The organism is Pseudomonas sp. CCNWLW23 (assembly GCF_037095675.1).
In the GTDB taxonomy this organism is placed as follows: domain Bacteria; phylum Pseudomonadota; class Gammaproteobacteria; order Pseudomonadales; family Pseudomonadaceae; genus Aquipseudomonas; species Aquipseudomonas atacamensis.
The window spans coordinates 80,875-107,517 of sequence record NZ_JBAWKM010000007.1; the positions used below are offsets into that span (position 1 = coordinate 80,875).

The following is a 26,643-nucleotide window of genomic DNA, read 5'->3' on the forward strand; positions in this document are numbered from 1 at the left end:
TGTTTATAATGCAATTAAATTCTTTCTGGTGGATTTGCATTGTAAAAAATGCATTTGGGGCGGTGATGGAGAAAATTGGCGAGTTGATCAGAAGCTTGCGTAAGGCTGAAAAGCTGTCCCAACAAGCTTTGGCGCAGCAATACGGCATGAGCCGCGCAACAATCTCGGGGATTGAAAACAACACAATCTCGGAAATCGGTTTGCGCAAAGTCGAAGCCATTCTTAACGGATTCGGCTACGAATTGGCCGCAATCCCCCGCGCCTCTCGACGTCCGACACTCGACACGCTGCGCAAGGTGAACTTCCATGACTGAGGTATTGGACCGCTTGCAAGTCTGCGTCGGCGGCCACGAGGTTGGAAGATTGGGGCGCGGGAACGCAGGTGTCGACAGCGTGTTCAGCTATCGGGACGATGCGATTGATGAAAATGCCGTTTCGCTGACCATGCCGACACGCCTGGAAAGTTATGGTTGTGAACGCGGCATCCATCCGATATTCGAGATGAACCTGCCTGAGGGTGCGTTGCGCGATGAGTTGATGCGGCGGTTCAGCAAAGCCGTGCGCGGCTTCGATGACTTCGCTTTGCTAGGTATCGTCGGCCCGCATCAACTCGGACGTCTTTCGATCACGAGCGCATCGACAATTGATCGTCCGCCTGAAACCTCGCTCGCTGAGTTATTGGTTCATGATGGTGCGCAAGGTTTGTTCGAAGATCTTTTGCAGACTTACGGGCAGTATTCCGGGGTTTCAGGCGTGCAGCCCAAAGTATTGGTGCGTGACAGTGCCGCTGCAATAGACCGACTGACGCACCGAGGCTCGACTCATCTGGTCAAAGCCTTTCGTGCCGAAGAGTATCCCGAGCTGGCAACCAACGAATTTTTCTGCATGCGCGCTGCGCAACTTTGTGGCCTCGACGTGCCGCATTTCGAACTCAGCGAGCATGGCAAATTTCTCGTCATCGAGCGTTTTGACTTGAGCGACACCGGATACCTCGGTTTCGAAGACTTTTGCGTGCTCAACGGCTGGCCGTCGAAGGCCAAATACGACGGCTCTTACGAAGGAGTCGCACGGCAGATCAAGGCGTTTGTTTCGCCCTCATTGCTCAAGCACGCACTGGAAGCTTTCTTCAAGATTGTCGCTTTATCGGCGGCATTGAAAAACGGCGATGCCCACCTGAAAAACTTTGGCGTGCTCTATGAGGATTGTGGCGAGCACTCATTGATCAGGCTGGCTCCGGCATACGACATCATCACCACGTCGGTGTACATCAAGAGCGATAGCATGGCACTGCTGTTGGGCGGTTCGAAGGCGTGGCCCAAGCATAAAATGCTTACCAGGTTTGGTCGTACGGCCTGCAATCTGAGTGAAGCGCGTTGTAACCAGTTACTGCATATGGTCGCGCACGGTGTGCAGGAAGCGATGGGCGAAATGGCGGAGTACAGCGCAAATCATCCTGCCTTCGCGGAGGTGGGCGCTGCAATGATCGAACAATGGTCGGCCGGTCTGGCGCGCAGCCTGCGCAACAGTTGAAACTCAGCGCAACTGATCCCGAAACTGCCCCGGCGTCATTCCTGTCCAGCGCTTGAACGCGCGGCTGAAGCTGCTGGTGTCGGCGAACCCCAGCAGATAGCTGACTTCACTCAACGAGCACTGCGGGTCACGCAGGTGCAGCAGCGCGAGGTTTTCACGGCTTTCGTTGAGCAGGGTGTCGAAGCGACAGCCCTCATCCGCCAGATGCCGCTGCAGGCTGCGCAGGCTCAGGTGCAAGGCCTGGGCGATGCGTTCGGCGCTCGGTTCGCCTTCGGGCAGTTGTTCTTCAATGGCATCGCGCACCTTGCGCTCCCAGGTCAGCGGTTTGAGCTGGGCGAGGGTGCGTTTGAGTACGGCTTCGTTGTGTTCGGCCAGTTCCGGGTTGGCGTCGTCGAGGTGGCTGTCGAAGTCGCCGAGGGCGAATTCCAGGCGGTCTTCGGCGGCGCAAAAATGCACCGGCGCGCGGAAGACTTTGTGCCATTGCTGGGCGTCGCTCGGTTCGGGGCGGCGCAAGTACACCGCCAATGGTGCGTAATCACGGCCGAGGCGATTGCGGCAGGTGCGCACGTAGATCGCCGCGAAGGCGTCGATGGCTTCGACGGCCGGCGCCGGGTTGCCGGGCGGGATTTTCAGGCGGAATTGATAGCGGTCTTCGCTGCGGCTCAGCTCCAGTTCCAGCGCATCGCTGACCACCGGGTGATAGCGCACGATGCGCTCGAACACCTCGCGCAAGCTGCCGCTGGCCACCAGTGCATAACCGAGCGCGTGGAAGGTGGTCGGGCTGACGAAACGCGACACGCGCAAGCCCAGCGCCGGGTCACCGCTGGCCTGCACGGCGAGTGCCCACAGGCGCGTGGTACCGGACAGCGGATAGCGTGCGTTGGGGTCGTCCATCAGCGCTGGGTCGAGCCCGGCCTGTTGGCACAAGGCAAGACTGTCCAGCCCGAGCGCGTCGAGTTGTTTGCGCAAGGCGCGGGTCCAGCTGGCGAGGGAGGTCGGTTCCTTCATGCGGATTGGCGCGTCCGGTCAACAGGTTGGCGTTCTTGGCTAGCGCGGATCGAACCCCGGCAAGGCACGATGCATTCATCTTAGACCCGAGGATGGAAGCATGGACGGTACTTCTGCAAGCCCTGAACGACTGAATGCGGCGCAGCGCTCGGCACATATTCGCCAAGTGGTGCTGACCAAAGGTGCGCAATTGCGTGAGCGCTACCCGATTCTTCAGCATCAGGATGCCCTCGGTGCGGGGATTCTGGCGTTCGCGCTGGCCGGAATGATCGGCTCGGCGGCGCTGTACATCACTGGCCATATGGCCTGGTGGGCGTGCCTGCTACTCAATGCTTTTTTCGCCTCGCTGACCCATGAGCTGGAGCACGACCTGATCCACAGCATGTACTTCCGCAAACAACGCGTGCCGCACAACCTGATGATGGGCCTGGTCTGGCTGGCGCGGCCAAGCACGATCAACCCGTGGATCCGTCGTCATCTGCACCTCAACCATCACAAGGTTTCCGGCACTGAAGCCGATATGGAAGAGCGCGCAATCACCAACGGCGAGCCGTGGGGTTTTGCCCGTCTGCTGATGGTTGGCGACAACCTGATGTCGGCGTTTATCCGTCTGCTCCGCGCCAAGACCTGGGCACACAAGTGGAGCATCGGCAAACGCGTGCTCAAGGTCTACGCACCGCTGGCGCTGCTGCATTGGGGCGCGTGGTATGTGTTTCTCGGCTTTCACGCGGCCAATGGCATTGCGCATTTGCTCGGCTCGCCCATCGAGTGGTCGGCCACCACGCTTTCGGTGATGCAGGTGATCGATATCGCCGCCGTGGTGATCATCGGGCCCAACGTACTGCGCACTTTTTGCCTGCACTTCATCAGCTCGAACATGCATTACTACGGCGACGTCGAACCGGGCAATGTGCTGCAGCAATGTCAGGTGCTGAACCCTTGGTGGCTGTGGCCGTTGCAGGCGTTCTGCTTCAACTTCGGCAGCAGTCACGGGATTCATCATTTTGTGGTCAAGGAGCCGTTTTACATTCGTCAGATGACCGTGCCGGTGGCGCACAAGGTGATGCGCGAGATGGGTGTGCGGTTCAATGATTTCGGCACGTTTGGCCGGGCGAACCGGTTTGTGCGCAGAGATGAGGAAGTGGTGTCCGGGGAAGCGGTGGAGGCCTGACAGATGCCCTCACCCTAACCCTCTCCCAAGGGAGAGGGGACTGATCTAGCTGTTTATGCTGGATACATCGACCTGAAATTTCGAGCCGACCTCAGGTTGGAAAAGCATGAAGATCTGCTCCCTTTCCCCCTCTCCCTCAGGGAGAGGGCTGGGGTGAGGGGGGCTTTTGATCTTGGTTCAATCCGGCTGAAACGGCGAAGCACTGAGGATCACTCCGGTCTCTTCCACATACCGCTGCCAATGCCCGATCAAGTCAGTGAGTTTCTGCGGCTGACTCAACGCCAGATCATGAATCTCCCCTGGATCGCTCGCCAGATCATAAAGCTGCCAGGTCGCTGGCCCGACCGGTCCGGGAATCCACACCGCCTTCCACGACCCTTGGCGAATCGCCCGGCGTCCGAACAATTCCCAACCGGTGACCGTATGCTCGTCATGCACCTGCGCGGTCTCGCCGGACAGGAAGCCCAGCCACGACTTGCCGCGCAGTGGCGCCACGGCTTTGCCTTTCCACTGTTTGCCCGGATGCCGCACGCCAGCCAGATCGAGAATGGTCGGGGTGATGTCCATCACCGTGCCGAAACCATGGCTGATCTGCCCTTTCAGCGGCAGTTGTGGATAGTGCAGCAGCGCCGGCACGCGGATCCCGCCCTCGGTGGTGAAAGCCTTGAACAAGCGTGACGGCGCGGTTGCCACTTGCGCCCAGTTCGGCCCGTACCAGACGTAGGAATTGGCCCGGCCGATGTTGTCGAGGCTGTTGTCGTAATGCTGGTTGAGGTAGGTCATCAGCTCCGGGCCGAACTTGGGGAACGCTTCCAGCAGCGCGCCTTCGGCCCCGTTGTCGGACATGAACAGGATGAAGGTGTTGTCGAGCTGTCCCTGCTGGCGCAGGTAATCGACGACCCGGCCGATGTTCCAGTCCATGCGCTCGACCATCGCCGCGTAGACCTCCATGGCTCGTGCGGAAATCTGCTTTTGTTCATCGCTCAACGCGTCCCACTGCGCGCTGAGCTGAATCAGCGGGTGCGGCTCGACGTCCGCGTCGATCAGGCCCAGCGCCTTGAGTTTTTCCAGGCGTTCGAGGCGCAGCACTTGCGGGCCGGCGTCATAACGGCCACGGTATTTCTCGACGATCTCGGCCGGTGCCTGCAATGGCCAGTGGGGCGCGGAGAAGGGTAGGTAAGCGAAGAACGGCCGGGTCTGATCGCGTTCCTTGAGGTACTGCAGCAGCTTGTCGCCGAAGGCATCGGAGGAATAGAAATCCTTTGGCAACTCGTCAACAAACTGATCGTCCTCGATGTACAGCGCCGGGGTGGATTTCAGCAGGCCCGGCGTTTGCTCATCGTAGGTCGGCTCGAAACCATAGTGGTTGGCAGCGCCCGGCAACAGTGAAAACGAACGCTCGAAACCACGCGCATGGGGCGCCAGTTCAGCCTTCAGCCCCAAGTGCCATTTGCCGCTCATCAAGGTTTGATAGCCGGCCTCGCGCAGCAGCTCGGGCAGGGCGACGACGCGGTCATTCAGGTAGCCTTCGTAACCAGGTTTGCCGATCAGTTCCGGGGTCAACGCTTCGGCCATGGTGCCGATGCCGGCGATGTGGTGATCGGTGCCGGTCAGTAGCATCGAACGCGTCGGCGAGCAGGTTGGTGCGGTGTGAAAATCGGTCAGACGCAGACCGTTGTGGGCCAGCGCATCGAGGTTCGGCGTAGCGATTTCGCCGCCGAACGCGCCGATGTCGGAAAAGCCCAGATCGTCGGCCAGAATCACTAGAAAGTTGGGACGTTGCGGCATCGCGAAACTCCTGTTCAGCAGGCAATGAACGTCAGCGGCAGATCGCGGATCTGCACCGCTGCGCTCGGTTGGTAATGGTCATCACTGGTCAGCTCGTGCAGCAGTTCTTCGCGCAGCTGATGAAAGTCGTAACTGCTGCGCTGGCGCGGGTGCGGCAGGGCGATGTCGACCACTTGCTTGATCCGCCCCGGACGCGGCTCCATCACCACCACGCGGTCGGCCAGAAAAATCGCTTCCTCGACATCGTGGGTCACCAGAATCGTGGTGATCTGTGCCCGCTCGCGGATCGCCAGCAGCTCGTCCTGCATTTGCTGGCGGGTCAGTGCGTCGAGGGCGCCGAAGGGTTCGTCGAGCAACAGGATTCGCGGGCTGGCGACGAGACCGCGAGCAATCGCCACGCGCTGCGCCATGCCGCCGGAGAGTTGATGCGGATAGGCCGCGGTGAAATCGCTGAGGCCGACCAGCTCGATAAAGTCTTTGATGCGTTGTTGCTTCTGCGCTCCGCTCAGCGGTTCATTGACCAGGCCCAGGCCGATGTTGTCGGCGACTGTCAGCCACGGGAACAGACGATGTTCCTGAAAGACGATACCGCGCTCGCCGCCGATGCCGCTAACGGCCTTGCCATCGACACTGATGTGCCCGCGAAACTCGGTGTCGAGGCCGACCAGCAAACGCAGCAATGTGGATTTGCCGCAGCCGCTGGAGCCGACGATGGCGACGAATTCGCCCTCGGCAATGTCCAGGTTGAATTCGCGAATCGCCTCCAGTTCGAAACCGTTGACGGCGAAGGATTTGCCTACCTGGTTGAAGCTGACAATTGGTGCGTTCATGCGTGTCTCCAGCGGGTCGCGCGAATTTCCAGGCGTTGGCCGATCAGGTTGAGCAGGGCGCCGGTGAGGCCGACCAGCAGCATGCCGGCCATGATCAGATCCATGCGCAGCAGCTGCTGCGCGCCGATCATCTGACTGCCGATGCCGCCATTGGACGGCATGAAATATTCAGCGCCGATGGTGCCGAGCCAGGCGTAGATCAGGCTCAATCGCAGCCCGGCGAAGATCCCCGGCGCAGCACCGGGCAGGACCAGTCGACGCAGGCGCTGGCCGAGGCCGAGGCGCAGCACTTGCGCGGCTTCGTTGAGTTGCGGCGAGAGGTTGGCGACGCTGCGCTGGGTGGCGATGAACAGCGGGAAGAAGGCGGCGAGAGCGACGAACACCCACTTGGCCAGTTCGCCGAGACCGAACCACGCGGTGAGCAGTGGCACCCAGGCGAAAATCGCGATCTGCCGCAGTGCGGCGAGTGTCGGGCCGAGCAGGCGTTCGCTGAGACGTGACATGCCGAGCAGCAAGCCCAGGGCGAAACCGAGGCCGCCACCGATCAGCAAGCCGCCCAGGGTGCGGCTCAGGCTCAGCGCCATGCCGTTGACCAGCGTACCGTCGAGCAGTCCGTCCCATGTCGTGCTCAGCACAGCCGCAGGGCTGATCAGAATATTCGCGTCGACCCAGTGCTGATCATTGGCGTGTTGCCAGAGCGCCAACAAGCCCAGCGGCAACAGCCACGGTTGCAGGCGTTGCCAGCCCTGATAGCGCGGGCCGCGTGTGATTTGCGCGGTGGCCGGGTGCGGCCAGTGCACCAGTCTGCGGTCGAGCAGGCCGATGCCGCGATCCATCGCCACGCCGATCAGACCGATGACCACGATGCACACGAACACGATGTCGAGCATGAACAACTGCCGCGCCCAGACCATCAGATAGCCGATGCCTTCGCTGGAGGCCAGCAGCTCGACCGCCAGCAACGAGGTCCAGCCGGCAGCGAGTGCCAGGCGCACGCCGGCCATGAACGCCGGCAGCGCAGCGGGAAGCACCAAGCGCCAAATCAGCAAGCGCGGCGGCAGGCGCAACACGGCGGCGGCTTCGCGCAGTTTCGGTTGTGCATCGCGCACACCAACCAGTGTGTGCAAGGTCACCGGCACCACAATGGCCTTGATCAGCACCACCAGTTTCAGCAGTTCGCCGATGCCGAAAAACACCATGAACAGCGGAATCCACGCCAGCGTCGGCACCTGCGCCAATCCGGCGAATGTCGGAAAAACCAGGCGCTCCAGACGTCGACTGAAGCCCAGTGCGGCGCCAAGCACCGCGCCGGTCGAAACGCCTGCCAACAAGCCCCGGAACAACCGTTGCAGGCTGATCCACAAATGACTCCACAACTCGCCTTGGGCCAGTTCCACAGCGCTGCTCCACACCAGCGATGGCGCCGGCAGGATCTGCTCGCTCATCCACTGATTGCGCGCGGCCAGCCACCACAGGACGAACAGGCTGACGGGCAACAGCCAGGGCAACAGGCGTTGATTCAGGCTCGGCCAGGTGCGACGGCTTTTCCGCGGCGGCGCGGCCAGCGGCAGGCTGAGCAGAGATTGACGGGCCATGGGTGACCTCCGTTGTCGGGTTGCATGGCGAACCGCTTTTCATGTGGCAGCGAGCCTGCTCGCGAATGGCTGTTTCAGGCAGCACTGATGTCGGCTGGCATTGCCTCTTCGCGAGCAGGCTCGCTCCCACACTGGGTTTCGTCATATATGAAACTGATCTAACAAACTTGCGTTAGATGCTATCGGGAGATAAGCGAATCCATTTAAGGCTTGCCTGCTTGCGCGCATCCAATGCATTCGAAGAATATTTTCGATGCTGTTAATGCATATCGCGCTGCAAGCCGCACACGCCCTCACTTAGGTCGTATGGATATAAAAATGTGCATTTATAGTATTTAAGTGAAGGTATGCATCCAGCCTACTTTCGGCTCCTTAGCGATCAAGGAGCCGCACCCATGAACCTTCCCTTCAAACGAATCATCAGCCTGCTGGCCGCCCCGGCGCTTGCAGGCTTTCTTGCGCTTGGCGCCCAAGCCGAAGAACTCAAGGAAATCCGCATCGCCGTGCCCGACCTCAGCGCCGGCACTCAACACAGCGGCGGCGGCATCGTCGATGTGCTGCGCGATCAGCAGATCTTCGAAAAGGCCTTCGCCGAGCAGGGCATCAAGATCCAGTGGAGTTTCTTCAAGGGCGCCGGGCCGGTGATCAATGAGGCGTTTGCCAACGGCCAGGTTGATCTGGCCTATCTCGGCGACCTTGCCGCGATCATCGGCAAATCCAATGGTCTGGACACGCGCCTGCTCAGCGCCACGGCGCGTGGGGTCAAGCAATACCTCGGCGTGGTGCCCGGCTCGGGAATCAAGACCCTGCAGGATCTCAAGGGCAAACGCGTGGCGATCTTTCGCGGGACGGCGACGCAGCTGTCGTTCGATGCGGCGCTGGCCAGTCAGGGCCTGAGCGAGAAGGATCTGAAGGTGATCAATCTGGATTTCAACGCGGCGGTCTCGGCGCTCGCGGCCAAGCAGATTGATGCCTCGTGGGGCAGCTCCGCGCTGAGTGCCTTGCAAGCCAAAGGCCTGGCGGAATTGCCGCTCACCACCAAGGACCTTGGCGGCGCTGGCAGCGTGCAGGCGGTGTTGCTGGGTAATGGCAAGTTTGTCGACGCCCATCCTGAGGTCATTGCGAAACTGCTCAAGGCGCAGCAGCAAGCGGTCGAGTGGCTGACGCAGGACAGCAACAAGGATGCGTATGTGCAGCTGGTATCAGGGCTGGCCAGTTATCCGCCGGTGATTCTGGCTCAGGATCTGAAGGATCAGAATCTCAGCGAGATTTTCCCGTCGACACTGGATCCGGTGTTCTTGAGCGGCCTGCAGGACAAGGTCGACCTGGCGGCGCAGCAGAAGCTGATCCGCAAGCCGTTCAAGGTCAGCGATTGGGTGGCGCCAGAGCTTTCTGCAGCCAGGCTTTAGATCTCCAGCGTCTTTCCAGATCGTTCCCACGCTCCGCGTGGGAATGCAGCCGAGGACGCTCCGCGTCCTTTGTGACGCAGAGCGTCACGGGTTTCATTCCCACGCAGAGCGTGGGAACGATCGGCGTGTGCCACGAAGGTTTTTCAGACGGCGACGCTGACGTCCTGCCGATCCACCGCGACCAACGTCTCGATCATTGCCCTCGCCGCCGGCGACAACCGGAATCCGGTGCGGCTGACGATGCCGCAGCGGGCGTTCATGCTTTCGAGGTTCTGCGGCAGGTTGCGCCAGTGCAACAGCACCAGCGAACCCTTGGCGACATCCTCAATAAACGCCTCCTCCGTGCCGACGCCGATTGCATTGGATTGCAGCACCACTTTGACCAGTGCCGGAAAGTGCTCGGTCTCGATGGTCGGCGAGAAATCGATGCGCCCGCTGAGATTCGCCAGCAGCTTGCGAATGCCCGGCGGGATCAGGGTGGCGGCCAGCGGGTAGTCGAACATGTCGTTGGTCGACAGGCTTTCCTTGGCCAGCAACGGATGCCCCGGCCGGCAGAAAAATACCCCGCGCTTGGGCGTCAGCGGTTGCGTCTGGAAATTCGGATCGGACTCGAAATGACGGATGTCGGCGATGAAGAATTCGATCTCTTCGCGGCTCAGCGCGCGGCTGAGTTTTTCCCAGTTTTCCACCTGAAAACAGGTGCGCACTTTCGGATGCGCATTGATGAACTGCGCCACCGCATCCGGCACCAGTTTCACCGCTGGCGCCGGCCCGCAACCAAAATGCACTTCGCCGGCGTCGAGCTTGGTCATTTGCGTCACTTCAGCGCTGAGCAACGCTGCGCCCTGCACCAGGCTCAAGGCATGTTGCAGCACCACCTGGCCCTCGGGCGTCGGACGCAGATCCTTGTTGCCGCGATCGACCAGCACGCAACCGAACTCCTGCTCCAGTCCCTGAATGCTGCGGCTGAACGCCGGTTGAGTGATGCCCATGGCGTCTGCCGCACGGACAAAACTGCGGTGTTCGTTGAGGGCGATGAAGTAGCGCAACTGGCGAAGATCCATATGCTTTTCCGGCATCCTAAAAATAGCTCGAAGGCATTTGCGACGAGGGTTGCTTGAGGTTTTAAATGCAACCTCTTATTCCGTCAACGAAGCATACGAATATCTGTTAGATATAAATAGAATATACATAGAGCGTTGTTTCGCTGCCGCCAAAACCGCAAACCGTCGATGAGGGTCTTCCCATGAGCAATGCCGCACTCGCCGTAAAACCCGTTTCTCAAGCGCTGGATATTCACCCGGTAGCCGGTCGTATCGGTGCCGAAATCCGCGGCGTGCACCTGTCCGGTGAGCTGGACGCCGCCACTGTCGAGGCCATCCAGCAAGCCTTGGTCGAATACAAAGTGCTGTTCTTCCGCGAGCAGACGCAGCTCGACGAGCAGCGTCAGGAAGCCTTCGCCCATCTGCTTGGCGAACCGGTGGCACACCCGACCGTGCCATCGCGCGAAGGCACCCGTTACCTGCTCGAGCTGGACGGCGCCGAAGGTCAGCGCGCCAACTCCTGGCACACCGACGTGACTTTCGTCGACGCTTACCCGAAAGCCTCGATCCTGCGCTCGGTGGTCGCCCCGGCCTTCGGCGGCGATACGCTGTGGGCCAACACCGCAACGGCATACAGCGGCTTGCCGAGCGAGCTGCGTGAGCTGGCCGACAAACTGACCGCTGTGCACAGCAACGAGTACGACTACGCCGGTGCGAAGCCGGACGTCTCGGCAGAGAAGCTGGAGCGCTATCGCAAAGTCTTCACCTCGACTGTCTACGAAACCGAGCACCCGGTGGTGCGCGTGCACCCGATCAGCGGCGAGAAGAGCTTGCTGCTGGGGCATTTCGTCAAACGCATCAAAGGTTATTCACAGGCAGATTCGGCACACCTGTTCGGTTTGCTGCAGAGCCATGTGATCCGCCAGGAAAACACCGTGCGCTGGCGCTGGCAGGCTGGAGATGTGGCGATCTGGGACAACCGCTCGACGCAGCATTACGCGATTGATGATTACGGCACCCAGGATCGCGTGGTGCGCCGGGTGACGCTCAAGGGCGAGGTGCCAGTGGGGGTGAGTGGGCAGCGAAGTCAGACCATCAAAGGTCCGGATATCGTCGGCGTCTGATTGGCCTCTTCGCGAGCAGGCTCGCTCCCACATTGATCGTTCCCACGCTCTGCGTGGGAATGCCTCAACGGACGCTCTGCGTCCGGTTTTGGGACGCGGAGCGTCCCGGGCTGCGTTCCCACGCGGAGCGTGGGAATGATCATTTGATCACAGCTACCACACACCAATCTGAACAACCTTCTCGGTTTCCGGCTCACCATAACGAAACCGCTGCCCGCGCAAATCGATCTCCGGATGGCTGATCGTCGTCCGTCGCTTCAGCCCGCGCATCCACTCAAACAGATACCCCGCATGCTCCTCGCGCACCGCCGCGTACGCCGGGTCCTCACCCAGATCATTCAGCTCCTGCGGATCATTCAACAGATCAAACAACTGCGGTCTAAACCCGTCGTACGCCAAGTATTTCCAGCGCTCGCTGCGCACCATGGTCATGCGGCAACGGTCGATCGGCTGGCCGAGTCGCTCGCGTGCCGGGGCCTGAAAGGCGTAGTCGTATTCGCTGATTGCATAGCGGCGCCAATCGGGATTTTCCCCGTGCAGCCACGGGATCAATGAACGCCCTTCCAGCCGGTGTTCCGCGCCCGCTAATCCCAACGCTTGAAGAAACGTCGGCAACGCATCAATGGTTTCCGCCAGCCGCTCATCGACAGTGCCGCGAGTGACATCCGCCGCCGCCCGAGGGTCGCGCACGATCAACGGCACGCCCACCGCCTGCTCAAGCAAAAACTCCTTCTCACCGAGCCAATGATCGCCAAGGAAATCGCCGTGATCGCTGGTGAACACGATCAACGTGTCATCCCAACGCCCGTAGCTCTGCAGAAAATCGAACAGCCGCCCCAACTGATCATCCACTTGCTTGATCAGGCCCATGTAGGTGGGGATTACATTCAATCGTACTGAATCGCGGGAGAAGTTGAGGCTTTCCTCATGTTGGCGAAAGGCAATGTATACGGGGTGTTTGCTGGCTGCGGAGGGCGTCGCGCGGACCGCTTCGAGAATCGATTTCGTACTGTACAAGGCGTGGTACGGTGCCGGTACGATGTAGGGCCAATGCGGTTTGATGTACGAGAGGTGTAAACACCAGGATTTCTCGCCTTGCTCGGTGATGAAGTCGATGGCGCGATTTGTAGTGTAGACAGTCTCTGAGTGTTGCTCGGGAATTCGTGCTGGCAAATTCGCATGACGCATTTTCCAGCCGCTGAGGATTTCGCCGTTCTCGCCTTCGGCGGCGTTCGCCCAGTCGTGCCAGGGATTCTTGCCATCGAAGCCCTGCGCGCGCAGGTATTGGGTATAGGGCGCGGATTCGCGCTTGTCGTCGAATGAAGCATCGTCGGGGTAGATGCCGTCGTGGCGCAGATACGGTTCGAAGCCGACCTCATTGAGCAACTCGGCTTGCGCGCTTTGCGGGTTGATCGCCAGACGCTGCAAGGCGTCGACATTGGCCGTCGCATGGGTCTTGCCGACCAGCGCGGTGCGGATGCCGTGAGGTCGCAGGTAATCGCCGATCGTCAATTCATCCAGCGGCAACGGCACCGCGTTCCAGGCCACTTGATGGCTGCTGACATAGCGCCCGGTGTAGGCCGACATCCGCGACGGGCCGCAGATCGTGCCTTGGGTGTAGGCGCGGCTGAAACGCACCCCTTGAGCTGCGAGGCGATCGATATTCGGTGTATGCAGATCGCCGACAATTCCGATCGCCTCCGAGCGCAACACCACACTCAATAGACTCGAGCCGTTTTCGCATTCCACATTCGGGGTGAAATCAGGGCGGCCACTGAGGTCGACGATGACCTTGCGCAGGTTCGGCGGGCGGATGCTGGCCGCCAGTGGATAACTCAGCAATTGCTCGGCAGTGATGCGTTCAAACGCCGTCAGTGGATGCCCGGCGCGGCAGCAGAAATGCCATTTGCGTGCCCGCAAGCGGTAGGTCTGGTAATCCGGATCGGCCTCGAATTGCCGGGTATCGGCGACGAAGAATTCGAACTCTTCGCTGAGCAGGCGTTTGCTCAGGCTCTGCCAGTCATCGACCAGAAACTGTACGCGCGCCTTCGGGTAGCGGCCGATGAATGCGCCGATCGCGCGCGGGATCAATCCGGCGGCTGGCGCCGGCCCGCAACCAAAGCGCAATTCCCCGGCCTCGAGGCCATTGAACTGGCTGATCTCATTGGCCATCTGCTGCGCACCGCTGACCAGTCGCCGCGCATGTTCGAGCAGCACATGGCCCTGTTTGGTCGGCGGCAATTCCTTGCGCCCACGGTCGACCAACTGGCAGCCGACGCTGTGTTCCAGTGCTTGGATGCTGCGGCTGAATGCCGACTGCGACAGGTTCACCGCCTGCGCGCCAGCGACAAAGCTGCGTTGCTCAACCAGAGCGATGAAGTGACGCAATTGGCGCAAGTCGATATGCATTTTTCACATAAAAAATATCCGGGAAATGCATTGGATATGCATTAGGTCGACTCCTTATAAAGGCAATCTCTTATGCAGTAAATATTTGTAAATCCATAAATAAATAACTGAAAAGAATATGCAGCACTGAAGATGTCTGTGTGTTTTTTGACCAGGAGCCGCGCCATGAGTCCGTTGAATCTCGCGTTACCCCCATCTCCCCGACGGCTCAAACGCCTGCCTTTGGCGCTGTTGCTGGCAGGCAGCGCCACCTGGACTCACGGCTATGCCGCCGAAGCCGAAACCCCTCCGCCCGTCCCCGCAGGCACAGCGGCGGCCAGCGGTTCCCAGCTGGAAACCGTGACCGTCACCACGCGCCGCCGCGAAGAAAGTTCGCAAGACGTGCCGACGCCAATGAGCGTGGTCAGTGGGCAGAATCTGGAGACGCAACGGGTTTACCGGATTCAGGACTTGCAGCAACTGGTGCCCAGCGTCAACGTCGCTTACATGCATGCGCGCCAGTCCAGCGTGTCGATCCGTGGCTTGGGTAACAACCCGGCCAGTGATGGCCTGGAAGGCAGCGTTGGCCTGTACATCGACAACGTTTATCTGGGCCGTCCGGGGATGGCGGTGTTCGATCTGATGGACATCGAGCAGCTCGAAGTCTTGCGCGGTCCGCAAGGCACGCTGTTCGGCAAGAACACCACCGCCGGGGTTATCAACATCAGCACCCGCGCGCCCAGTTTCACACCGGAACGCAGTATCGAAACCTCGGTCGGCGAGGACGGTTATTTCCAGACCAAGGGCACGATTTCCGGACCGCTCAACGACCAGCTGGCCGGGCGCTTCTCGGCGTATCGCACGCGCAGTGACGGCGACATCAAGAACGAATACGACGGCCACGACCTCAACGGCGGCTCCCGCGAGGGCTTCCGCGCGCAGCTGTTGTTCAAGCCCAATGAAGATTTCAATCTGCGCTGGATCGGCGATTACAACGAAGAAGATTCCAGCGCCGGCACTCGCGTGTTGTACAACACAGGGCCGACCATCAACGGCGTCAACCTGTATGAATCGCGGGCCAGTGCAGCCGGGGCAACGCTGGTCAACGGCCGGCATCGCAAGGTCAATCTCGATAACGACCAGCACGTCACCGTGCATCAGGGCGGCACGTCGGTGGAAGCCAACTGGACGTTGCCGAGCGACTTCACCCTGACGTCGGTCAGCTCTTATCGTTTCTGGAATTTCACCCCGCGCAACGACGATGGCCTCAACGTGCCGGCCAGTTACAACGCCGGCGTGTCGGTGGAAGACAAACAGTATTCGCAGGAATTTCGCCTGGCCTCGCCCAAGGGTGAGTTCTTCGATTATGTGGTCGGCGCCTACTATTTCGGCTCGGATCTGGACAACAAATCCTTCTCCTATTACGGCCCGCAGGCCGATATCTGGAATGGCACACCGGCGGGCAGCCTGGCCAACGTCACCAGCGTCGGCAACGGCCATATCCAGACCGACAGTTTCGCCCTGTTTGCCCAAGGCACCTGGCACCTGAGCGAACGTCTCGATTTCACCGCCGGGGTGCGTGGCACCTACGAAGAGAAAAACGCCTCGGTCGGCCGCAACGCGCCGGTCGGCGGTGTAGCTGTGGCCGGCGCGGCAGCCAATGCGCGTCGCGGCCGTGCCGGCGTCTACGATTCCGGTGACTTGAATCAGTACAGCTCCAGCCCCTCGGGACTGCTCAACCTGAGCTATCGCATCACCGATGATGTGCTCGGTTACGCCACGCTGTCCCACGGCGAGAAATCCGGCGGGGTCAACCTCGCGGTCGGCTCCGCACCTACCGCTGGCGCCGACTCGTTATTGATCGGCACCGAGCGCGCCAACAACGCCGAACTCGGTTTCAAAAGCACCCTGTGGGATCGCCGCCTGCAACTCAACGCCAACGTATTCTGGACCCAGGTCAACGCCTACCAGACCAATGCCTACGACGCCGCCAACCGCGTGCAATACCTGACCAACGCAGGCTCGGTGCGCTCGCGCGGCATCGAGTTCGAAAGCACCGTGGTGCCGTTGCGTGGCCTGACGCTGAACTTCAACGGTTCGTACAACGACGTCAGCTACCTCTCGTACAAGGATGCACCGTGCCCGCCGGAAGTCAGCCAGGCACCGGGTGCACCGGCCTCCTGCGATCTCAGCGGCCATCAAGTCGTCGGCGCGTCGAAATGGATCGGCAACGCCAACGGCGAATACAAATGGAATCTGGCTAACGGCTTCGAACCCTACGTCACCGGCAGCTACGCGTTCCGCTCCAAAGCGGTGGGCACGGTCGAGGATTCCGATTACGGGCAGATCCCCAGTTACGCGGTGGTCAACCTTTCCACCGGCCTGCGCGGCGATTTCAATCAGGGCCAGTGGGATGTCTCGCTGTGGCTGAAAAACGCCTTCGACAAAACCTACTACACGACCCTGTGGACCGGCGGTAACGGCGGCTATGAAGGCCTGCTCGGCACGCCACGGACCCTGGGTGTTACAGGACGCTACGACTTCTGATCGGGCTATCAAGGCGCTGATCTGGACATGGCCGTTCAACCAGTCCTCAGCGGCGCCGGCAAGCAGACGCAGCTGATCGATAGCGACGACGGCAATGGCGCATGACGTCGGCAATCAGCGAACCAAAAACAGCCTTTCAAGGCGTTAACGGATGCCGTAGCCGAATACTTTTCATGCCGTAAAAGCATGGCGTTTATGGCAGATCGCTGCAGCCCTTGTAGTGCGCGGCTTCGGTAAAAACGGATGATTTGTATATTCCTTGAAGGCCTATGCATAACGTTAAAGATTGCTTTCGGTGATAAGCGTCCACAGCCAATGATTGCCCCATCGACTACGCCGTGGGGGCTTCAAGAATGGCGGGTCGATCACTTTGGCTCGTAGAACGAAAGAGACCGCAGGGAGTTGAACAATGGGCAATGTCCAGACCGCCGCCAGCGCAGGGGAATTGTTGTGGCGGCACACGCCGAGTGGCGAACTGGTCGATCTTGGCCGGCCGCACCGTGTGCCGTTGGGACAGTTGCGTTTGCAGCGTGCGCCCAAGGGCATTTTGAGTCGGCGCGAAACCCTTCTGCTCGGTGTGCTCGCGTTGATCGTGCACGGTGCAGTGATTTATTGGGTCAGCCAGAAACCGACGCCGGTGCTGCCGGTGGTACCGCCGGAAATTCCGCCGATGACCATCGAGTTTTCACGCCCGGCTCCGCCCGCGCCGCCGGTTGTTGCGCCGCCACCACCGGCGCACGTGGTCGAGCCACCACCGCCAGTGGAGGATGAGTTGGCGGTGAAACCGCCGCCGCCCAAGCCGATCGCCAAACCCAAACCGGTGGTGAAACTGCCGCCCAAACCCGCGCCGAAGCCGGTAGAGCAGCCGCCGGCGCCAACGAAACCGGCAGCCCCGGTCGCAGCGCCAGCGCCCCCCGCGCCACCGGCACCTGCGCCCGTTACCCCGGCTTCAGCCAATGCTGCATACCTGAAAAACCCGGCGCCGGAATATCCGTCGCTGGCCCAGCGGCGCGGTTGGGAAGGCACGGTGTTGTTACGGGTGCATGTGTTGGCCAGCGGCAAACCGGGCGAGATTCAGATTGCCAAAAGCAGTGGTCGGCAACAGCTCGACGATGCGGCGCTGAATGCCGTCAAGCGCTGGAGTTTCGTCCCGGCCAAGCAGGGTGATGTCGCCCAGGACGGCTGGGTCAGCGTGCCCATCGATTTCAAGATTCATTAAACCGAAACCAAATTCGCGCGAAATGTTTATACGAGGGAACACATCATGACGTTACTGGCATCTCCACTGGAATCCATCGAAAGCGCGGTGATCTGGCTGCTGGTGGGTTTTTCCGTCGCCACTTGGGGCCTGGCGTTGCTCAAGGCTGTGCAGTTCGGTCGTCTGAAAGCGCAGGATCGGCGCTTTCATAAACGCTTCTGGGCAGCTTCGAGTCTGGATGTCGCGGCAGAGTTGAGCGAAACCCAGCCCGGCGCCGCAGCGCGAGTGGCGCAGGCTGGCTATGCAGCGATCCAGGTGGGCGAGGCGCCGCAGGCGAATGATCTGAGCCAGGCGATCAACCATCAGGATCGCCTCGAGCGTGCCTTGCGCCAGCAGATCGTCCGCGAGCGCCGTTCGCTGGAAACCGGTCTGGCGGTGGTCGCGAGTATTGGCAGCACCTCGCCGTTCATTGGTTTGTTCGGCACGGTGTGGGGAATCATGGAGGCCTTGAAAGGCATCAGCGCCGCCGGTTCGGCGAGCCTGGAAACGGTGGCCGGGCCGATCGGTGCGGCACTGGTCGCGACTGGCGTGGGGATCGCCGTCGCGGTGCCGGCGGTGCTGGTTTACAACTACTTTCTGCGTCGTCTGAAATTGACCGCGGCGGATCTCGATGACTTCGCCCACGACTTCTACAGCCTGGCGCAGAAGAGCGCGTTCCGCGTGCTGATCCACCCGACCGCACACAAGGTGGCAACGTCGGGCAACGCGGCAAAAGTGAAGGAGGCGTCCTGATATGGCCTTCTCCACGCAAGACACGGATGAGGTGCTCAGCGAAATCAACGTGACGCCGCTGGTAGACGTGATGCTGGTGCTGCTGGTGGTGTTTATCGTCACCGCGCCGCTGCTGACCAACGCGATCCCGATCAACCTGCCGAAGACCGAAGCGGTGGCTCCGGTCGAGCAGAAGGATCCGCTGGTGGTGAGCATCGACGGCGCCGGCAAGCTGTTTATCAACAAGGACCAGATTCAGCCCGACTTGCTCGAATTCAACCTCAAGTCGGCCAAAGCCAAGGACCCGGAGGTGCGCGTGCAATTGCAGGCCGATGATGGGGTGAATTACGGCGAAGTGGCGCGAGCCATGGCTTCGATCGAACGGGCGGGGATTACCAAGTTGTCGGTGATTACTGCGCGGTAACAGATTTTCGTTTTTCCGGGGCCGTCTCCTTGGCAGGGTGCGGCCCTTTTTTTGCGTTCGGTTTTTGAAAAAGCCCCTCACCCTAGCCCTCTCCCGGAGGGAGAGGGGACTGACCGGGGTGTCTGGCGGCTATACATCGATATGAGAAATCCAATCGAACTCAAGATTTGAAGAACCTGAAGATCGGCTCCCTTTCCCCCCTCGCCCCCTTGGGGGAGAGGGTTGGGGTGAGGGGGAGGAATCTTATGCCCTACACAAATCACATATTCGATACAGGTCTTAATAAATAGCTTCTTATTCCTTAACCAATATAACTCCGCTCCCTATACTCGACCCGGAACAGACACGACGCAGGAGAGCTCCCCATGCGCAACGAATCAATCCGCTACCTGATTGTGCCGGGCTGGCAAGGATCGCCAGAAGATCATTGGCAAAGCCATTGGCAGAACAGCCTGCCAAACAGCGCGCGGGTCGAGCAGGCCGATTGGCTGACGCCGCGCCGTGAGGACTGGGTCGCCGCGCTGGCCGAAGCGATTGCCGCCGACAGCACGCCGGTCATTCTCATCGCTCACAGCCTCGGCTGCATCACCGTTGCCCACTGGGCGGCGACTGCGCCGTTGCAGTACCTGCGTCAGGTGCGCGGGGCGTTGCTGGTCGCGCCGGCCGATGTCGAGCGTCCTGCCTGCGCGCCAGCGCTGCGCAACTTCGCACCGATTCCGAGGGACCTGTTGCCATTCCCCAGTCAGGTCGTCAGCTCCGACAACGACGCCGCCGTCAGTGCGCCGCGCGCATTGGAACTGGCGCGCAACTGGGGCGCGGAGGCGGGGATTCTCGCCGGGGCCGGGCACATCAACGTCAAGTCCGGGCATCAGCGTTGGGAGCAGGGATTTGCCTATCTCTATCGCCTGCAAAACCGTCTGGAACATCACGCCCGCCGTCGCGCCTGACCTTACTATTCAACGCCCCCGTCGGTTGGCGGTTTTGGGCGGGAGCCTGCCATGAGTCTCGAAACCTTCGGTCAGCCCTTGTTGACCTTTCCCGATGCGGAAAAAAGCCCCCTGAGCATTCGCGCCAAGGCGTTGGTGTTCGTCGACCCACGCTCGCGGCAATTGCGCGAGGAGTTGGAGCAGCTGGCTCCCCGTTCGATTTCAGTGCTGATTCGCGGTGAGACTGGCACCGGTAAAGAGCTGCTCGCCCGGCATATCCACCGCGCCAGTGATCGCAGCGGTCTGTTCGTTTCGGTGAACTGCGGCGCGATCAGCCCGACTTACGCCGACGCCGAGCTGTTCGGCTACGCCGCCGGCAGCTACAGCGGTTCGGCCAGCAGCCGCGCCGGCTGGTTCGGTTCGGCCAACGGCGGCACCTTGTACCTGGATGAGATCGGCGATCTGCCGCTGCCCATCCAGATCAAGTTGCTCGCGGCATTGGAAAACCACGAAGTCACCCGCGTCGGTGCGCATCAGCCGAGCCCGGTGGATGTGCGCCTGGTTGCGGCGACCAGCATCGATCTGGCCCAGGCCGTGGACGCCGGAAAATTCCACGAGCGGCTCTATCACTACCTCAGCGAGGGTCATCTGGAGCTGCCGGCGTTGCGCGCGCGCACCGGCGACATCCTCTCGCTGGCCGAGTATTTCCTTGGCATCTACAGCCAGCGTCTCGACTTGCCCGTGCCGCTGATCAGCGAAGCCGCGCAACATATGCTCGAACAACACAGCTGGCCGGGCAACACTCGCGAACTGGAAAACGTCATCCACTTTGCCCTGCTGGTCAGCACCGGCGACGAGATCCTGCCGGAACATCTGAACCTGCCGGACGCGTCTGCGCCGCAGGTTCAGATCGAACGTCTGGTCAGGCAGACCCATATAGGTGGTAGCAGTGCAGAGCGTAAGGCCTTGAAAGACTGGCTGATTCGCTTGAGCGAGGCGGTGTGAGCGTTTTCTTCAACATGAACAAAATGGAATATGAAGCTGAATAAACGTTATTGTCCGGGAATAAAAAATCCGGGTATTGTCCGCCTCACGCCAGCGATATCACTTCACTGGCACACGTATTAAATGCCGTCGTCGATGACGACCGTGATTTTCGATAAGGACACTGCATGAAAAAGGTTCTGTTGTTTACCGCATTGGCGGCTGCTCTGACGGCTTCTTTCGCCAACGCCGGCGAGAAACTGGTAGTTGCCGCAACGCCGGTGCCCCACGCTGAAATCCTTGAGCTGATCAAACCGACCCTGGCCAAAGAGGGCGTGGATCTGGAAATCAAGGTTTTCACCGACTATGTGCAACCGAACGTACAGGTCGGCGAGAAGCGTCTGGACGCCAACTACTTCCAGACCCTGCCGTACCTGAACAGCTTCAACCAGGGCAAATACAAGGACGACAAATCCAAATATCTGGTGACCGTGCAGGGCGTCCACGTTGAACCGTTCGGTGGCTACTCGAGCAAGTACAAGACCCTGGCTGAACTGCCGGACGGCGCAACCATCGCCATCCCCAACGAAGGCAGCAACAGCGGCCGCGCCCTGATCCTGCTGCAAAAGGCCGGCCTGATCGAACTGAAAGATCCGAAAAACGCTCTGGCAACGCCGAAAGACATCGCCAAGAACCCGCACAACTTCAAGTTCAAGGAACTGGAATCGGCCCTGCTGCCGCGCGTGCTGAAGGAAGTTGATCTGGACATGATCAACACCAACTACGCGCTGGAAGCCAAGCTGAACCCGCAGAAAGACGCGCTGGTGATCGAAGGTGCTGACTCGCCGTACGTGAACTTCCTGGTTGCCCGTGAGGACAACAAGAACAGCGACGCGATCCAGAAACTGGCCAAGGCCCTGACCAGCCCGGAAGTCAAAGCGTTCATCGAGAAGAAGTACAGCGGCGCGGTGTTGCCGGCGTTCTGATCTGACTTGAGTGAATCTGCTTCAGATGCAAAAACGCCGATGGCCTTGATGGTCATCGGCGTTTTTGTGTGTGCGTTAAAAAGCCCCTCACCCTAACCCTCTCCCAGAGGGAGAGGGAACCGATACGGGGATATTCGAGAGATACGCCGACCTGAACGTATCGCTCTGAATCCAGCATCGCTGAAGCCCAGCCAAGCCATAATCGCCAAGATCTTCCAGGTCGATGTACAACGCGAGACACCTCGGTCGGCCCCCTCTCCCTCCGGGAGAGGGCTGGGGTGAGGGGCTTTTGATTTACGCTGTGGTCTTCAACGCCCGTCTCAACGCCACCAGCAATTTCACAATGTCCTGCGGATCCAGCCGCTGCGGCACTTTTACGTCCATGTTGTTCTTCCTTGTGGTGAATGGGCCGGAGAGTCTGGCCAAAAGCTGTGGTTCCTTGGAGGTCTTTCGTGGAAAAAAGATCCGTCCTACAGCGCAAAGAAAAATAGCCGTCTTATTCCTTCCCGGCAAACCCACAGGATAGTTTTTTGGGTGATATCAATATGCTTTAAAGGTATTTAAATTATGGTTTTTATACCTATAAAGTCAGTGCCTGCCGGACGGCCATCCGCCGTCCATGGATTGCATCATCGCCGCTTACCAAGCAGCGTCAGGACGCTTCATGACTTTCGACTACGCCTTTATCCTCAGCACTCTGCCGGCTTTTCTCAAAGCCGTCGGCGTGACTCTGCAGGTCGGTTTGATTGCGATCGCCACTTCGCTGTTGGTGGCGCTGCTCAACGCGACGATTCTGGTGTTTCGCACGCCATACCTGCAAAAACTGGTCGGCCTCTACGTAGAGCTGGCGCGCAACACGCCGTTGCTGATTCAGCTGTTCTTCGTCTACTTCGCGTTGCCGGCGGTGGGGATCCAGGTTTCCGGTTTCACTGCGGCAATCATCACCATGACCTTCCTTGGTGGCGCCTACCTCACCGAAGTGCTGCGCGCCGGCATCGATGCGGTGCCCCAGGCGCAACTGGAATCCGGGCGGTCGATTGGCCTGTCCCACGGGCAGTTGCTGCGCTATGTGATCCTGCCGCAGGCGGGGATCCTCAGCTTGCCGTCGCTGTTCGCCAATTTCATCTTCCTGCTCAAGGAAACCACCGTGGTCTCGGCGGTAGCGGTGCCGGAAATCCTCTACACCACCAAAAGCTACATCGCGCTCTATTACAAAACCTACGAAATGCTCGCCGTGCTGACGCTGATCTGCGTGCTGCTGTTCTTGCCGCTGTCGCTGTTGCTCAGCCGTCTGGAAAGGAGGCTCCAGCATGGCCAGTTCGGGTCTTGAACTGCTCTGGGTGTCGTTGCCGCAACTGGCAAAAGGCGCCGGGCAAACGTTGTCGATCTCGTTTCTGAGCATCGCCATCAGCACGATCGGCGGTGTGCTCTACGGTGTTCTGCGCACTTTGAACGTAACGTGGTTGAACGCGGTTTTGCGTATCTATCTGGAGCTGTTCCGGGCAATTCCGGTGCTGGTCTGGTTGTATCTGCTGTTCTTCGGTCTGCCGATTTTCTTCGGTCTGAGCCTGCCGAGCTTCTGGTGCGCGGTGCTGGTGCTGTCGCTGTGGGGCGCCAGCGAAGTTGGCGAGGTAGCGCGCGGTGCGCTGCATTCGTTGCCGCGCGGACAGCGTGAAGCGGGGCTGTCGATCGGCCTCAATGCGGCCCAACTCTATGGCTACGTGCTGCTGCCGCAAGCGCTCAAGCGCATGACGCCGCCGACCATCAATGTCTATACGCGGATCATCAAGACCAGTTCCCTGGCGGTACTGATCGGCGTCGTCGATGTGATCAAGGTCGGTCAGCAGATCATCGAGCGCACCTACGAATCGGTACTGATTTACGGTGCGCTGTTCCTGTTTTTCTTTTTCATCTGCTACCCGCTCTCGGCCGCTTCGCGCGTGCTGGAGCGGCGCTGGACGCAAGCATGAGCGCACTGATCGAGTTTCACGGGTTCAACAAATTCTATGGCGCGCAGCAGGTGCTCGATGGCATCGACCTGCAAGTGCAGAGCGGCGAAGTACTCGTCATTCTTGGTCCCAGCGGTTGCGGCAAAAGTACTTTGCTGCGGTGCCTCAATGGTCTGGAAGAGGCCCACAGCGGCAGCCTGAAATTCCTCGACCGAGAGCTGTTGGACAAGGCCACTGACTGGCGCGAAATTCGCCAGCAGATCGGCATGGTGTTCCAGAGTTATCACCTGTTCCCGCATATGAGCGTGCTCGACAATCTGCTGCTCGGCCCGCTCAAGGTGCAGAAGCGTCAGCGCCGCGAAGCGCAACAGCAGGCTGAAGCCCTGCTTGAGCGTGTTGGCCTGCTGGACAAGCGCGATGCTTTCCCGCGTCAGCTCTCCGGCGGCCAGCAGCAACGCATCGCCATTGTTCGCTCGCTGTGCATGAATCCACGGGTCATGCTCTTCGACGAAGTCACCGCCGCCCTCGACCCGGAAATGGTCAAGGAAGTGCTGCAAGTCATTCAGGGTCTGGCTCGCGAAGGCATGACCCTGCTGATCGTCACTCACGAAATGGCCTTCGCCCGCGCGGTGGCCGACCGCATCGTGTTCATGGATGCCGGGCGCATCCTCGAACAATCCCCACCCGAGATTTTCTTTACGAACCCGCAAACCGCACGCGCGCAGCAGTTTCTGGAGAAGTTCTCCTTCGTTGCCACATCGCCAGAATCGAATCCGAAAAAGGAACTGGAACTGCTATGAAAACTGCCGCTTTGTTACTGCCCCTGCTCAGCCTCGCCTTGCTTGCCGGTTGCGGTAAGACCGAAGAGCCACCAAAGCCGAAAGTCGCCAGCGAAAGCCCCGCGCCCTCGGGTTATCTGGACAAGATCAAGGCCCGCGACAAATTGATCGTTGGTGTATTTACCGACAAGCCCCCGTTCGGTTTCGTCGATGAGGCCGGGCGCTACGTCGGCTTCGACACCGACATTGGCCGGCGCCTCGCCAAAGATCTGCTCGGCGACGAAAACAAGGTCGAGTTCGTCGCCGTCGAGCCGGCCAGTCGCATTCCGTTTTTGCAGAGCGACAAGGTCGACCTGATCCTCGCCAACATGACCGTCACCCCGGAGCGCAAGGAAGCGGTGGAATTCACCAACCCGAACCTCAAGGTGGCCGTGCAGGCGCTGGTGCCGCAGGGCAGTTCAGTGAAAAAACTGGATGATCTGGCGACGCGCACCACGATTGTCACCACCGGCACCACCGCGGATATCTGGCTGACCAAGAACCACCCGGACTGGAAACTGCTCAAGTTCGAGAAAAACTCCGAGTCGCTGCAAGCCCTGGCCAATGGTCGTGGCGATGCCTATGCGCAGGACAATCTCGTGCTGTTCAGCTGGGCCAAGCAGAACCCGGGGTATCGCGTGCTTGAGGAAAAGCTCGGAGCCGAGGCGCCGATTGCGCCTGCAGTGAAAAAGGGCAATCTCGAGTTGCGTGATTGGGTCAACAGCGAATTGGCCAAATTGGGCGAGGAGAAGTACCTGCTCAAGCTGTATGACCAATATGTGCGCAAAGAGCTGAGTGATGACACCCGGCCTGAGAGTGTGATTGTTGAAGGGGGCAAGTGGCAGGGGTGATTGCCTGTTGATCGCTCCCACGCAGAGCGTGGGAACGATCGAATGGGCTAGTCTGGCCAATGCCACGCCGGCTCATCCAGCACCCGCTGCCCGACAATCCCGGTCTGGCCCAGCGTCTTCTCCAGCACGATGCAATTGCATTCCGGGTCTTCCTGCAACGCCGAGATAAGGCGCCGTGCATGTGACACCACCCACACCTGACACTGCTCCGAAGCGCGAATGATCAGCCTTGCCAGCGCCGGCAGCAGGTCCGGGTGCAGGCTGGTTTCCGGTTCGTTGAGCACCATTAGTGTCGGCGGTCGCGGTGTCAGCAACGCCGCAACCAGCAGCAGATAGCGCAAGGTTCCGTCTGACAATTCCGCCGCCGACAATGGCCGCAACAAGCCTTCCTGATAAAACTCGATAGCGAAGCGTCCACGGGCCAACGGCGCGATTTTCAGTCGCGCGCCGGGAAACGCATCGCTGATCGCCGCTGTTAACGCCTGCGGATCGCCAATCTCGATAATCGTCTGCAAGGCCGCCGCCAGATCGCGGCCGTCGTGGTGCAGCACCGGCGTGCGAGTGCCCAGTTGCGGCTGACGCACCGGCGCGTCGGCATCGCTGCGAAAGTGATCATAAAAGCGCCAGCGGCGGATGAATTCGCGCATCTGGAATACTTCTGGCGAGCTGCGCAGATTGCCGACCTGGTCGAACAGGCTGTCGAAGTTCGGCGTGTGTTGCGCCAGCACATCCCAGGCGCGACCTTCGCGGGCGCGGATCATCGGACCGTTGCGATCGACCAGCAGGCTCGCCGGGCGAAACACCGGGCCGGCCCAGATGCACTCACGCTTGATCTCCGGGTCGAGGGCAAAGCATGAAGTGCTTGGCTCCGGCAGGCCCAGGCCGATGGCGTAGCTGAAATCCTCGCCGGCGAATCCCAGTCGCAACCTTTTCACGCCGTGGCGCACCGTCGGCTCGATCGCTACCTCACCGTTGCGCATGCGTCGACTGATGGTTTCCGGTCCGGCCCAGAACGTCGAGTCCAGCCCGCCTTCACGCGCCAGCGCATTGACCACGCCGCCCTGGGCGGTTTCCGCCAGCAGGCGCAAGGCGCGATAGAGGTTGGACTTGCCGCTGCCGTTGGGCCCGGTAATCAGGTTCAGGCGCCCGAGCGGAATCACCAGTTTGTTGATCGAGCGGTAATTGGCCACCGCCAGGGTGTTGAGCATGAAATCCTTCTCCGGGTCACTGCGATACGCGGGCAGCATACCTTTAATGAGATAAATCTGGTGTTGGCGCCCGCAACCGTGGAACCCTGTTCTAA

The 26,643-nt window shown here is 60.2% G+C and carries 23 protein-coding genes; 16 read left to right on the forward strand and 7 right to left on the reverse strand.

Annotation, left to right across the window (positions count from 1 at the left end; translation table 11 throughout):
• Positions 1–65: 65 nt before the first annotated feature.
• The gene (locus V8J63_RS11445; RefSeq protein WP_016772238.1) at positions 66–314 is read left to right on the forward strand and encodes a helix-turn-helix domain-containing protein; all 249 of its coding nucleotides are present in this window, start codon (positions 66–68) and stop codon (positions 312–314) included.
• Positions 307–1,530, forward strand: a complete 1,224-nt coding sequence (locus tag V8J63_RS11450) for a type II toxin-antitoxin system HipA family toxin (protein WP_016772237.1) — start codon at positions 307–309, stop codon at positions 1,528–1,530. The genes V8J63_RS11445 and V8J63_RS11450 overlap by 8 nt, the downstream gene beginning before the upstream one ends.
• A gap of 3 nt (positions 1,531–1,533) precedes the next feature.
• On the opposite strand, the gene V8J63_RS11455 is transcribed toward V8J63_RS11450, so the two are convergent.
• Positions 1,534–2,538 carry an AraC family transcriptional regulator gene (locus V8J63_RS11455; protein ID WP_125918259.1) on the reverse strand — a complete coding sequence of 335 codons (1,005 nt, stop codon included), beginning with the start codon at positions 2,536–2,538 and terminating at the stop codon, positions 1,534–1,536.
• A 100-nt stretch (positions 2,539–2,638) separates the two neighbouring features.
• Here V8J63_RS11455 and V8J63_RS11460 point away from each other — a divergent pair, with 100 nt between their 5' ends.
• Positions 2,639–3,709, forward strand: coding sequence for a fatty acid desaturase (locus V8J63_RS11460; RefSeq protein ID WP_336464062.1), 1,071 nt, complete (start codon positions 2,639–2,641; stop codon positions 3,707–3,709).
• 177 nt (positions 3,710–3,886) lie between these two features.
• Here the strand turns inward: V8J63_RS11460 and V8J63_RS11465 are convergent, their stop codons facing one another.
• Genes V8J63_RS11465 through V8J63_RS11475 form a run of 3 tightly spaced genes read right to left on the reverse strand, consistent with a single transcriptional unit; the run spans position 3,887 to position 7,922 of the window.
• Entirely contained in the window at positions 3,887–5,497 is a 1,611-nt protein-coding gene (locus V8J63_RS11465) for an arylsulfatase (RefSeq protein WP_243241544.1), read from the reverse strand.
• A gap of 14 nt (positions 5,498–5,511) precedes the next feature.
• Positions 5,512–6,327 carry an ABC transporter ATP-binding protein gene (locus tag V8J63_RS11470; protein WP_336464063.1) on the reverse strand — a complete coding sequence of 272 codons (816 nt, stop codon included), beginning with the start codon at positions 6,325–6,327 and terminating at the stop codon, positions 5,512–5,514.
• Positions 6,324–7,922 (reverse strand): ABC transporter permease, encoded by a 1,599-nt coding sequence (locus V8J63_RS11475; RefSeq protein ID WP_336464064.1) that lies wholly within the window; start codon positions 7,920–7,922, stop codon positions 6,324–6,326. The genes V8J63_RS11470 and V8J63_RS11475 overlap by 4 nt, the downstream gene beginning before the upstream one ends.
• A 395-nt stretch (positions 7,923–8,317) precedes the next feature.
• On the opposite strand from V8J63_RS11475, the gene V8J63_RS11480 reads away from it, so the two are divergent.
• Positions 8,318–9,331, forward strand: coding sequence for an ABC transporter substrate-binding protein (locus V8J63_RS11480; RefSeq protein WP_336464065.1), 1,014 nt, complete (start codon positions 8,318–8,320; stop codon positions 9,329–9,331).
• Positions 9,332–9,474: 143 nt separating this feature from the next.
• Here V8J63_RS11480 and V8J63_RS11485 read toward each other — a convergent pair whose 3' ends face one another.
• Positions 9,475–10,395, reverse strand: a complete 921-nt coding sequence (locus tag V8J63_RS11485; protein WP_336464066.1) for a LysR family transcriptional regulator — start codon at positions 10,393–10,395, stop codon at positions 9,475–9,477.
• Positions 10,396–10,577: 182 nt separating this feature from the next.
• On the opposite strand from V8J63_RS11485, the gene V8J63_RS11490 reads away from it, so the two are divergent.
• Entirely contained in the window at positions 10,578–11,498 is a 921-nt protein-coding gene (locus V8J63_RS11490) for a TauD/TfdA dioxygenase family protein (protein ID WP_336464067.1), read from the forward strand.
• Between the two features lie 153 nt (positions 11,499–11,651).
• Here V8J63_RS11490 and V8J63_RS11495 read toward each other — a convergent pair whose 3' ends face one another.
• Positions 11,652–13,907 carry a sulfatase-like hydrolase/transferase gene (locus V8J63_RS11495; RefSeq protein WP_442963519.1) on the reverse strand — a complete coding sequence of 752 codons (2,256 nt, stop codon included), beginning with the start codon at positions 13,905–13,907 and terminating at the stop codon, positions 11,652–11,654.
• Positions 13,908–14,072: 165 nt separating this feature from the next.
• On the opposite strand from V8J63_RS11495, the gene V8J63_RS11505 reads away from it, so the two are divergent.
• The 11 genes from V8J63_RS11505 (at position 14,073) to V8J63_RS11555 (ending at position 25,340) form a co-directional block, all read left to right on the forward strand.
• Entirely contained in the window at positions 14,073–16,433 is a 2,361-nt protein-coding gene (locus V8J63_RS11505; RefSeq protein ID WP_122698838.1) for a TonB-dependent receptor, read from the forward strand.
• 409 nt (positions 16,434–16,842) lie between these two features.
• On the forward strand, positions 16,843–17,652 hold the full coding sequence (locus tag V8J63_RS11510) for an energy transducer TonB (protein WP_016772225.1): 810 nt from the start codon (positions 16,843–16,845) through the stop codon (positions 17,650–17,652).
• 45 nt (positions 17,653–17,697) lie between these two features.
• Positions 17,698–18,423 carry a MotA/TolQ/ExbB proton channel family protein gene (locus V8J63_RS11515; RefSeq protein ID WP_336464068.1) on the forward strand — a complete coding sequence of 242 codons (726 nt, stop codon included), beginning with the start codon at positions 17,698–17,700 and terminating at the stop codon, positions 18,421–18,423.
• A gap of 1 nt (position 18,424) precedes the next feature.
• On the forward strand, positions 18,425–18,826 hold the full coding sequence (locus tag V8J63_RS11520) for an ExbD/TolR family protein (RefSeq protein WP_024011153.1): 402 nt from the start codon (positions 18,425–18,427) through the stop codon (positions 18,824–18,826).
• Positions 18,827–19,191: 365 nt separating this feature from the next.
• Positions 19,192–19,773, forward strand: coding sequence for an alpha/beta hydrolase (locus V8J63_RS11525; protein ID WP_336464069.1), 582 nt, complete (start codon positions 19,192–19,194; stop codon positions 19,771–19,773).
• Positions 19,774–19,824: 51 nt separating this feature from the next.
• Complete coding sequence (locus V8J63_RS11530) at positions 19,825–20,757, forward strand: sigma 54-interacting transcriptional regulator (RefSeq protein ID WP_336464070.1); 933 nt, start codon at positions 19,825–19,827, stop codon at positions 20,755–20,757.
• Positions 20,758–20,924: 167 nt separating this feature from the next.
• Positions 20,925–21,722 (forward strand): MetQ/NlpA family ABC transporter substrate-binding protein, encoded by a 798-nt coding sequence (locus tag V8J63_RS11535; protein ID WP_016772222.1) that lies wholly within the window; start codon positions 20,925–20,927, stop codon positions 21,720–21,722.
• Positions 21,723–22,386: 664 nt separating this feature from the next.
• Entirely contained in the window at positions 22,387–23,052 is a 666-nt protein-coding gene (locus tag V8J63_RS11540) for an amino acid ABC transporter permease (RefSeq protein ID WP_016772220.1), read from the forward strand.
• On the forward strand, positions 23,033–23,692 hold the full coding sequence (locus tag V8J63_RS11545) for an amino acid ABC transporter permease (RefSeq protein WP_336464071.1): 660 nt from the start codon (positions 23,033–23,035) through the stop codon (positions 23,690–23,692). The genes V8J63_RS11540 and V8J63_RS11545 overlap by 20 nt, the downstream gene beginning before the upstream one ends.
• Complete coding sequence (locus V8J63_RS11550) at positions 23,689–24,471, forward strand: amino acid ABC transporter ATP-binding protein (RefSeq protein ID WP_264364350.1); 783 nt, start codon at positions 23,689–23,691, stop codon at positions 24,469–24,471. Before V8J63_RS11545 ends, V8J63_RS11550 begins: the two co-directional genes overlap by 4 nt.
• Positions 24,468–25,340, forward strand: a complete 873-nt coding sequence (locus V8J63_RS11555; RefSeq protein WP_123444096.1) for a transporter substrate-binding domain-containing protein — start codon at positions 24,468–24,470, stop codon at positions 25,338–25,340. Before V8J63_RS11550 ends, V8J63_RS11555 begins: the two co-directional genes overlap by 4 nt.
• A gap of 47 nt (positions 25,341–25,387) precedes the next feature.
• On the opposite strand, the gene V8J63_RS11560 is transcribed toward V8J63_RS11555, so the two are convergent.
• Positions 25,388–26,548 carry an AAA family ATPase gene (locus V8J63_RS11560; protein ID WP_336464072.1) on the reverse strand — a complete coding sequence of 387 codons (1,161 nt, stop codon included), beginning with the start codon at positions 26,546–26,548 and terminating at the stop codon, positions 25,388–25,390.
• Between the last annotated feature and the right edge of the window lie 95 nt (positions 26,549–26,643).